This window comes from Streptomyces sp. NPDC006923 (assembly GCF_040635655.1).
In the GTDB taxonomy this organism is placed as follows: domain Bacteria; phylum Actinomycetota; class Actinomycetes; order Streptomycetales; family Streptomycetaceae; genus Streptomyces.
This window is the reverse complement of the sequence record NZ_JBEYIF010000044.1, coordinates 1-9958: the sequence shown is the minus strand read 5'-3', so window position 1 is coordinate 9958 and position 9958 is coordinate 1. Positions and strand designations below refer to the sequence as shown.

Here is a 9958-nt window from a genome sequence, read left to right as displayed (position 1 = left end):
GACGGCAGCCGCCTGATAGCCACACCCAGCACCCCTGGGCGACCCAACCCTACGAATGGCACGATCAACCCGATCAAGACGGTAGAGCCGCCTGACGTTCCTGGGCCTGTGGGTCCCCAACGGCCTGGTGGTTGGCAGCGATTCGCTCTACGTCTCCTACGCCCCGGAGGCCGCCGGCATGCTGTAGGCGTGCGGGGCGCTGGGCATGTTCGTGGGCGACATGGCGGTGGGCCGCCTGGTGCCGCCCGCGCTGCGACCCCGTCTCGCGACCCCGCTGCGCCTGCTGCTGGCGTTTCCCTACCTGTTCTTCGTCCTTCGGCCGGGGGCGGAGCTGTCGGCCGTGGCCGTCACCGTCGCCTCCGTCGGCTTCGCTGCGAGCCTGGTTCTGCAAGAACGCCTGATGTCGCTCACCCCCGACGCCTCGCGGGCCAGGCCCTCGGCCTGCACGCCACCGACATGGCTGCCCTGCAGGGCGTCGGCGCTGTCCTCGCGGGCACGCTGGCCCAACTGGCCTCCCCGGCCACGGCGATGACGCTGATGGCGGCCGGGTCGGTCAGCGTAACCCTGACCCCCGTGGCGCTGGGCAGGCATGAAAAACGACAGTCGGCCGCCGGCTGCCGGTGCAGGTGCTCGGCCGGATGTGCTCAGACCGCGTCCTGTGCAGTGCGTTCCCGTCTCGCGAGACCAGGTCAGGCGGACAACGGTGTCGGCGCCCGAGTGAGGCCGACGTCAGGTCCGCCGCCAGTTCGTGCCGCCAGAGCAAGTGATAGAGCACCGGCAGGACGGCCAGCCGGTCCCCGCCAGCTCAGCTCCGGCGACCAGCGGCACTGCGACGCCAGCGCAACGACGGCCGTATCGAAGTCCAATCGCGGCGTCCCGCTCCACCCACGACTCGTAACCCACCTGGGACCGGTGGTTGCCGCCCAGTACAGACCGGTGAAGTTCTTCTGCCCCTTGAACGAGGTGAACGGCCAACACCTGGAGGGCCACGGCAGAGAGACGGGTTGCCACTCGAAAAGGTGAAAACCTGTCTCAAACCACCTGGTCGATGCAGGCCAGTGGCGGTTCGACCCAGCCCAGAGAATGAGAGGTCCGACCTCTGGGACACTCACGCCCGGCTGGAAAGAGGAGTTCGAAGCTCCACGCGGAGTCGGATCGAGGTGTCGATAGGCAGTCCCGTGCTGGAGTAGCGAAGCTCTTTCGAGTTGTGCGCGATGAGGTCGAGATCCCGCAACTGCCGCTGCAACTCCGAGGCCAGAGCTTCGTCCGAATTAGGGACGACCTTGTCTTCTTCCTGCTCAGCGAGGTACTCAAGGTGTTGATCGACAGCCTCCACCGCCCGGCGGCTGGTCCAGTTGGCGAAGTCGTAGCAGTTTTGAGGCCTCGGCGCGAACGACGCCGGTCCCGTCGACGGGACCGGGTTTCTGATGGACTCCGAGGCGTGGGGCGGTTTCACGGCCGGGGGACAGGCCATGGCCCTCGACGAGGCTTGTGCCGACTCTGCGGTGCTGCTGGGCGAGGCCGGTTCCCGGGCGGCCGCGCGCGTAAGTTCATTGAGGGCGTCACCGTTGTGCGGGAGCTGAACGAGAAACGAGGAGGAGGCCGTCGTGACGTCCCTGCAGGCCCTGCAGGCGGGGCGGGCAGCGGCGAGTGTCCGACCCCGCCTATAGCGTCAGGCCATGGACCAGCTCTCAGCACTCACCACCGACCAGTGGGCGGTCGTTGTCGCTGCCGGCACCGCGCTCGTTGCTTCTGTCATCGCCCTCTGGCAGGCGGCTATTGCCCAGAAGGCCGCACGCAGCCAACTGGCGCTTCAGGAGCGCATCCACCGGGAGCAGAACGAGCCGTACGTCATCGTCGACATCCAGCCCGACCCCTACGGGGCGATGCTGCTGGTTATCGAGAACACCGGCCCGACCGTCGCCCGGGACGTCCGCGTCTCCTGCGAGCCGCCCCTGGAGTCCGGATGGGCCCCCGAACCGGGCCAGCCGGACCTCACCCAGGTCCTCCGGGAGGTTCTGGGCCGGCCCATCCCCCTGGTCCCACCCCGCCGCCGGCTCACATTCCTCTTCGACGACGAGACACGCTTCCAGAACTCCATCCTGCCCCGCCGACACACCTTCACGGTGAGCGCGAACGGCCCCGCGGGGCAGATGGAGACGGCGCAGTACACCGTCGACCTCGACGCGGTCATGTGGGCGCTCATCGCGGAGCGCCCCACGCAGAAGGTGGAAGAAAAGCTTGCGAACATCGGCGCCGCGATCAGCAAGACCGGTCAAGCGATCAGGGAACTAGCAACCGGCTCCGAGCGGCAGATGCCCCGCCGTAGGACTCCGCCCCTGCCAGTGAGGCAGCAGCTTCCGGACGCCACCGGCGACGCGTAGCCCCTCTCAGCGTCCTTCGGACCCGCCGCGCCCGTAGTCCAGCCGTTCAAAAGCGTCATAGCGCCTGCGGACCTACGTGGCAGGTTCTGCAAGAACTTCGGCCAGGCTGTGCAGCATGCCGAGATCCGGTGCGGCCTCGCGGACGCTCTGACAGCTCCTGCCGGTAGCTCCCGAAAGCTGCCCCAGACGCTCCTCCAGCTCCTTCTCCGCCCGGAGTTGCGTCATGGCATCGAGGCCTCCCACGAGCAGCGCACCCGCACCGATGGCGAACGGAGCCACGGGAAGCGAGATCGGGATCCCACGCAACTGCCCCACAGGAACGCGCTTTCCCGTCGTCTGTTTCACGACTGCAGCCGTAGCGACCGCGATCGCCGATGTTGCTGAAGTCAGCAACCTCATGCGCTTGGGGGACCGGAAGCGGGACCGGACGTGCTCCTCGATCCGGCCGATCCGGCCGTGGACGTCCTCGATGCCAGCGCGGAGTCCTGAGACCGACTGGGTGACCTGCTCAGACCGTGTCCTGGCAACGTCAGGTTTTCCCAGGTGGTAGTCGAAGGCGATCCACGCGAGACCGAACTGGACCGCGGCCACGTAACACTGCGCCGTCAGATCCAGGTGCAGCAGCACCTCCTCCACAGCCGCCTCATGCAGACCCTTCTGTGCCTGGCGCACGGAACCCTGCCCGGAGTTCTCCAGCCGCGCGACCGCGTCCCCGAGATGTCGAAGACCCTTCCGGCTGACATCACCCAGACTGTTCCTGATGACCGAGAAGTCGCTCGCCTCTACGCCACGTCCCCCATGAGCACGCAGCCGCGCCACCAGATCCTCGACCTGCTCGACGACATTCTCGACAGCACCGGTCTGGTCGGACTGCAGGCGCTGGGACAGTTCGTCCACCCGCTGGCGGATGGCCTTGATGTCCCTGGCCATCTCGGCCGCCTGGGCCTGAGCCGCGATGGCGCTCAGAACAGCTGTCCCACCTGACAGAGCGGTGACGGCCGTGGCGCCACGGACCCGCAGCAGACGCGCCACCTGGCCCCGGTTGTTGCGGATGCTGCTCTGGATCCAGCCGCCCTCCTCGACGATCAACTTGGCCGTCTCCATCATCTTGGCGGAGACCTCATCGATCTCGACTAGATGGCCGGTCACGCGCCGAGCCTCGATGAATGCCCGGACCGCAGGGTCCAAGGCCCGGGCGACAGAAGCCCACTCGCTGGAGGTGAGATCAGCCACCCAGCGCCCCCAACGCGATTCTTTCTTCGCACAGGGAGCGCCGAACACCACAGCGTGACCCTCTGTCACCCGGACAACGACCTCTTCGGGCTCATCCCTCAGCGACACTCCGCACAGCCCCCTCAACCCGATCCGGCATCCCGCCTGATTGTAGGTCTGAGGCCATGACCTTTTTCGGGTCTCGGCGACACAGTGGAGCCGGCGATGTGGGCTCGGACCTGCTGCCCGGCCGCGAGGGGGCCAGAAGCAGGTACTCCGACTCGGCCTCTTCGCCGGGATGCGGCCGAATTCGGCATCTCACAGATGCACGTATCACGCCTGATCGTTGAGTCCTGCCGACGGATGGGGAAGAGCGCGGAAAGGACAGACCTCTGAGGCGTCGGCACAGAGACCAAGCTTCAGACGAACCCGAGCACCCCCGGTGCAGCGTCGGTAGCTGACCTACACCGGGGCCGCCATCAGGTCGGTCAGAGTTCATGGTGGGCGAGGGTGAACAGGCCACCGTCGGGGTCCTGCAGAGTTCGCGAAAAGCCCTTCGCTGTCCAGGTGGTGGAGGGCTGGGGTCTGCCGCCACCTGTGCTCATGGCCGCGGACACGGCCCGCTCGACGTCGTCCACGGCGAAGTTGACCAGCCAGCGGGGCCGAAGGTGGGCCAGGGGGGGGAGGGCGGGGAGGTCTGCACACCGCCGTCCCGCAGGGACAGAATCACCCGGCGCCCAGCTTCACCAGCACATGGTCATCGCGGTGGTCGATGTCGATGTTCTGTTCCTCGTTCCAGCCGAGGATCTCTCCATAGAACACCGCCGCGTCGAACACGTCGTGGGTCTGCAGATCGAGCCGGGTGGGCGCCCGGCCCCCTTCCGGCGACCAGGCCAGGGTGTAGCCCTCCCAGAACCCGAACGTCGCCCCAGCCGGGGGCCGAGAGCCGCATCAGAGGGGCCGCCCAAGGGCACCTCTTCATCCGCGCCTACGGGCGGACACCTCGATGCCAGCACGGTCCTGCGGCGCGGGCTCACTCCGGCCCTACTATCCCGATGCGCCCAACAGCCCGCACACCATGTCGTTCGGCTCGCCCAACGTCGCTGACTGGACGATCGCTGCGGTCACGTCCCTGGGCGTCGCAGACCGGTCCGACCGATGTCAGTGCTCGGGGGTAGCGTCGGCGCATGTACATGAAGGCGGAGCCTGACGAGGCGTGGGAGAAGCTGCGTGCGAGCCGGGCGAACCCGCCCGGCAAGGCCGGCAGCGGAGCACGCCGGAAAACGTACGCGGCGGCACTGGAACAAGCAGAGCAGATGTTCCGCGCGGCCGCCGTGGTAGGCCCCGCCACTCGCCCCCTGCAGGTCTTCTACGGCCTGAGCCAGGCGGGCCGGGCCATCGCCGCCGCGGCGGTCGACCTCAAGGGCGAGGACTGGCGCCTCGACGGTCACGGCATTAAGGCCAGCGGCTTCGACAAGCCTTTCGCCGACATCGAGATCCGCACCGACCCCGCGACGTCGCGGAGCAGTTTCGTGCGGCTGAGCCTGCTCCTCGACTCCCCGGTCTGGGGCAAGGGCTCGGTACGCCTCGAAGACCTCTGGGACATGCTGCCGGTCAACCTTGAGTACCCGCTCACGGACCGGAACCGGCACCCCGCCCTGTACACGGACGATCGCAGCATCCACGGCGACCCCCACCCTCTGCTGCACGTCCCCGTCTGCGACATCCCCGACTGGGTCATCGACGACGGTAGTTGCAAGACGGTGAACGCGTTCTTCGCGAAGTACCCAGGCCTCGCCCAGCACCACGAGTACGTCCGCCGGACACCCCGCCCCGACGGGCCCCCCGACTTCACCCGCTACGACCACGGCGGCGGCGAACTCCGGGTGAGCTGGCTCATGCCCCAGGGCATCGCACTCGTCGAGGAGCGCCGCGAACACCTGCGTGGCCTCTCCCGCAGCCACGGAGACTCGCGCTGGTTCCTGCCGGCGATCGAACCGACAGGCCGACAACCGCATCTACTGATGGTGTGGTGGTCGGTGGTGTACGCGCTCTCCATGCTCGCCCGCTACGACCCAGCCGCTTGGGCCGGACTCATCAGCGTGGACGGCAGTCACCACGCCGTCCCCATCGAAGGCGTACTCAAGCGCGCCATCGGTTTCCTTCCCGGCCTCATTGTCCGCACCGTCGAAGAAGTTTCAGGCTGACACCGCAGACAGCGAACCCGTTTACCGCAGTCAGCACCCGCTCAGACAGAAGCGATCCGTCCCATGACCTCGTACGCCTTCAGACTGTCCTACTCGCAGATTTGCTGCTCGGGATGCGGTATCAGCCGCATCCGGGGAATCATCTGTCCCGACTGCGGCCACCGTCCCCAGCCGTGGGAGATCGACACGGCCGGCCGTGCACGCCGCGAGGCCGCTGCCGAGGCGCGGAAGCTGCTGGCGCAGCCCGTCGCCCTACTGCCCACCGGCCCGCTTGGAGTCCCCGAGACCCTGCACGCCGATCTGTTCCGGCGTCTCGCAACATGGCACAGCGGCTTCTTCACAGCCGTAGCAGAGGCAGCACAGGCCACCGAGCGCGGAGAGCCAGACCTCAAGGCCTGCGTCGCCGAGTTCACCGAACTTCGCGCCTTGGTGCACAACACGGACGCCGGACGTCCACTGACAGTACGGCTCACCATCCTGCGTGAGCTTGTCGCCGAGCTGACCTCGATGATCGATGCCTACCTTGCCGCACTGCTGGCTGCCACCCCGCTCGGGGCGCAGAAACACGGGACACACGCCCAAAGCCACCTCGACCGCGCCGCGGAACTCATCAAGACCGCCAACGACGCTGCGGACGGAGCGGAACTCCTGGCTGCCGAGCGGGACACCGCGCGGATCCAGAGCATCCTGCTGACCCTGGCACTCCGCACCTTTGAGGTCCCCGATCTGCTGGCCCTGGACGCAGCGGCACGGGACCAGCTGCAGGACATCACATCCTCACGCGGAGTCAACGGCTCCGGAGTCATGCTCGCCGTCGGGCACGTACTGGCCCAGAGCATCTTCGACCCGGAGCGCTTTCGTGAGGTCATCCGCCTCGCCTACGACGTGTTCCGCTCCAACCCCCAGGTTCTGCGTACACTCGCACAAGAACCAGTCTTCGAAGGTGACTTCAGGCGGGCCCTGCACGAACTGTTCGACGGCTCGATGGAAGCTGTCCATGCCGTCGACCATGCCGCCCACTCCCGACAGGCGGGCCGAGCCCTGCTCGGCATCGCCATGGCACAGGTCGAAGGACCAGGCCAGGTCATCGCCACCGCCCTCCTTCTGGGCTGCGGCCGCAAGACAGCCGCGTACACGGCCCTGCGGCACAGGAACGCCACCGAGCTCATCACCGCAGCACAACAGGAGCCGAGCCTGTACGGCCTCCTCGACGGGCTGGACAACGACCTGCGCACCGGCCGCGCCCACGCCCTGGTCCACTACGACGACACCGGCGTAGTGATCGAGCGGAAGAAGAGCACCCGCACCGTCGCGTGGCGCGATGTCATCGACGGCGTCTTCCAGGGCTATGAAAGCATCCACGCCTGCCAACTAGCGCTGTGGCAGGCCATGGGCGAGCTGGGATACACCAACTTCGCCACCGAAGACCTGTGGCAGACGCTGGGCCTCACCCCCGAGCAGATGATCACCATCATGCTGGAGAACTCGAGCTACAGGGACATCGCCGTCACACCAGGGGAGAGGCACTGGACGGTGGAGGCCCGGACAGAATCCGCTCCTACGCTCTCCGCTCACGCAGCCCTCATCCGCACCTACCTGCCACGCCACGTGGACAAGCTCACTTTCACCGTGCACCAGAAGGACGGAGTCCACGCCCTGGCCGGCCCCCTTGCCCCCTGGCACGAGTTCGCGGCAGCACCCCAGGACAGCGAGGCGAAGATGATGGCCTATCTTCGTGCCCAGCTCTCATGGACGTACGACAACGCCCCCGTCCTCCCCACCGATCATGTGCGCCGGTGGACCGCCCTGCAGGCCGCGCAAACCATAAACCAGGCGCCCGCGGAAGCCATCACCCGTCTGCGCGCCTTCCGAGATCTGGCTCGGTTCGCAGGCGATGACGAGCTCGTCTGGGCGCTCACCGGAGTCATCCGGTACAAGCGGCTCGGGAAGACAGCCAAGGCAGCAGCAGAGCTGTCGCAGATGAAGTCCTGGTGCAGCCTTCAGGCACTGCTTCCCGAATGGTGCTGAACCCGCGAAGGCATAGGAGAGCAGCCGCAGGCCCGCAGATCAGCGCGGTGAGGTTCCGCTCGGGTTGAGTTCCCGCCAGGGGGGCTGCCGCTGTCTGCCGTTCGCTGAGCACTGCCTGGACCAGACAGTGGCCGATGGGCCAGGAGCGTTCTTCGAGCCACCCGAAGCCGGGATGCCGCAGATCGCACGGTCCCACGTCAGGTACTACTGCACGTGGAGGTGCCCGTTCGGTATGGCGCCGGCCGGGCTTCCCCACGTCATGGGGGGATGCGGCGGTCGCTTCCTCGTTCTCGCTGACGGCCCGGCCTTGGTCGTCCTTCCATTCCGTTCGGGCGTTCTTGCTGCCGCCAGCTAGGACGCTGGCAGCGCTGGCGAAGCCACTGACACCGGGACCCCCGAGCCCAAAAGGCGCGCCGCCTTCCTCGCCGACCAGAGTCTGTGCTGAGCGGGCGGACCTGCGGCGCCCAGCGCCCGCAGATGCTCCGGACGCAACAGACGTCGGCCGTGAGCCGGCCATCGATCCCCGGGCCGCAGTTCCGCCCCCGGCGCCACCAGTAGCCCGAGCCCCGGGCGTCTCTTCCGCCAGGGCCTCGCAGATGTGAGCGCCGGAGCAGCAGGCTGCCGCGCGTTCTACCTCCGCGCCCGGAGCCCCGACCGAAGGCCCCAATACGCACGTGCGTCGCAGGTTCCCCCCGGCGGGCGCAGCAGACTGACGAAACCCCTACCGGGCGCTCTCGGGAAGCCTGCGCAGCGGAGGGTGCCGATGTGTCCCCAGTTTCTGCGGGCGCCTCCTTAGCCCTCGTGGTCAGACGTTGACGCCGAAGTGCATGGCGACTCCACGCAATCCCGATGTGTAGCCTTGCCCGAGGGCCTTGAAATGCCACTGCCCGCCGTATCGGTGAAGGTCACCGAAAGCCATGGCTGTGTCACTGTCCGTCGGTGAGGGGTGGTAGCGGACGAATTCCCTCTCGCCGTCACTGACGCTGATGTACGGGTTGTGGACGTAGCTGAAGTTCTGGCCGCGGGCGTCGGCGTCATATATGGACACAAGGAAGACGACCTTGTCCATGTCGGTCGGCACTGCTGCGAGGTCGATCAGGATCGTCTCCTGATAACCGGCACCGTCCCTCGGCTGCGGAGCACCGCCGTTGTGTATGAGAGACCTGTCCGAGGCACGAGGGTTGTTGAAGAAGACGAAGTGGTGGTCTGAGTACACCGATCCGCCTCTGAGCCCGATCGCGGAGACGTCCAGCTCGAAGTCTGCGCTATCGCTGACGACGCTTTCCCAGCCCAGGCTGACGACCAAGACGCCCTGGGAGGATTCTGTCACCAGCCCCATGCTGTTGTCTCTGTCGAGCCGCACGGCCGCGTCAGCCTGCACCGTCAGGAGCCCGGCCTGTGCCAGATCAGCTACGAGGATCCTCGCGACCCCTGCAGGGATCGCCAGCAGCTCGGCTACTTCCCCGATGGTGCGGGATGTGCGACAGAGCTGGCAGATCTTCTCATGCTCGGGCAGCACTCCGACGAGTTGCGAATCGCTGGCTGTTGTGCGGACGAGAGCGCTGAGCGGAAAGGCACCTGTGCGCGGTGCCGAATCTCCGCCGGCCAGGGCGTAGGGGCGGATGAAGCTTTCATTTCCCGCACCGCTGCTGAGACCCTCTGTGCCGCTGACCGGCCGTGCTCGTGCAGGCAGGGCGGCTTTGCGATCGGCGGCCTGTTGGCGCCGGTGGTGGGCGCGCTCGATGGTCTCGGCGTCCGGCCGCCTGAGCGGCCGCAGGGCGTCGGCCAGGAGTGGTAGCTCGTTAACGCTGGGAGGGGGGTTTGTTGGTGTTCGGTGAGGCGGCTGGTCTGGGGTGTTGCTGGTTCGCTGAGAGGTGGGATTGGCGGTCTTGGCAGCTGGGTCGGCGTATCTGAGCTGGAGTTATGTGTTCTGCGCTGAGGGCAGCTGGGTGTGTTGTAGGTAGTTCTAGCGTGTAAAGGCCCGATTGGTGTTTGTGCTGGTCAGAGCCTTTTGCCTGTCTGATGGGCGGGGCTAGGGCGTGTTTTAGAAGTCGGTGACTTGTCTGGTTGGCTGTCCGGGAAAGTCGCGGGCGGCCATCCAGATGGTGAGGTCGTGTGCGATGCCGT

At 67.0% G+C, this 9958-nt stretch carries 7 protein-coding genes and 1 pseudogene; 4 read left to right on the top strand and 4 right to left on the bottom strand.

Annotation, left to right across the window (positions count from 1 at the left end; genetic code table 11):
• Positions 1 to 88: 88 nt before the first annotated feature.
• A pseudogene (locus ABZ707_RS33000) lies at positions 89 to 597 on the top strand (MFS transporter); the annotation flags it as partial.
• Between the two features lie 511 nt (positions 598 to 1108).
• Here ABZ707_RS33000 and ABZ707_RS32995 read toward each other — a convergent pair.
• Complete coding sequence (locus ABZ707_RS32995) at positions 1109 to 1456, bottom strand: hypothetical protein (RefSeq protein WP_360182500.1); 348 nt, start codon at positions 1454 to 1456, stop codon at positions 1109 to 1111.
• A gap of 223 nt (positions 1457 to 1679) precedes the next feature.
• Here ABZ707_RS32995 and ABZ707_RS32990 point away from each other — a divergent pair, with 223 nt between their 5' ends.
• Positions 1680 to 2384 (top strand): hypothetical protein, encoded by a 705-nt coding sequence (locus ABZ707_RS32990; protein ID WP_360182497.1) that lies wholly within the window; start codon positions 1680 to 1682, stop codon positions 2382 to 2384.
• A 72-nt stretch (positions 2385 to 2456) separates the two neighbouring features.
• On the opposite strand, the gene ABZ707_RS32985 is transcribed toward ABZ707_RS32990, so the two are convergent.
• Together ABZ707_RS32985 and ABZ707_RS32980 are read right to left on the bottom strand one after the other, a co-directional pair.
• Positions 2457 to 3617 carry a hypothetical protein gene (locus ABZ707_RS32985; protein ID WP_360182494.1) on the bottom strand — a complete coding sequence of 387 codons (1161 nt, stop codon included), beginning with the start codon at positions 3615 to 3617 and terminating at the stop codon, positions 2457 to 2459.
• A gap of 467 nt (positions 3618 to 4084) precedes the next feature.
• Entirely contained in the window at positions 4085 to 4201 is a 117-nt protein-coding gene (locus ABZ707_RS32980; protein ID WP_360182506.1) for a hypothetical protein, read from the bottom strand.
• Between the two features lie 582 nt (positions 4202 to 4783).
• Between ABZ707_RS32980 and ABZ707_RS32975 the strand changes: the two genes are divergently transcribed.
• Positions 4784 to 5803 (top strand): hypothetical protein, encoded by a 1020-nt coding sequence (locus ABZ707_RS32975; protein ID WP_360182491.1) that lies wholly within the window; start codon positions 4784 to 4786, stop codon positions 5801 to 5803.
• Positions 5804 to 5866: 63 nt separating this feature from the next.
• Positions 5867 to 7831 (top strand): hypothetical protein, encoded by a 1965-nt coding sequence (locus ABZ707_RS32970; protein ID WP_360182488.1) that lies wholly within the window; start codon positions 5867 to 5869, stop codon positions 7829 to 7831.
• A gap of 805 nt (positions 7832 to 8636) precedes the next feature.
• Here ABZ707_RS32970 and ABZ707_RS32965 read toward each other — a convergent pair.
• Positions 8637 to 9455: a TerD family protein gene (locus ABZ707_RS32965; RefSeq protein ID WP_360182503.1), complete on the bottom strand. Its 819-nt coding sequence runs from the start codon at positions 9453 to 9455 to the stop codon at positions 8637 to 8639.
• Between the last annotated feature and the right edge of the window lie 503 nt (positions 9456 to 9958).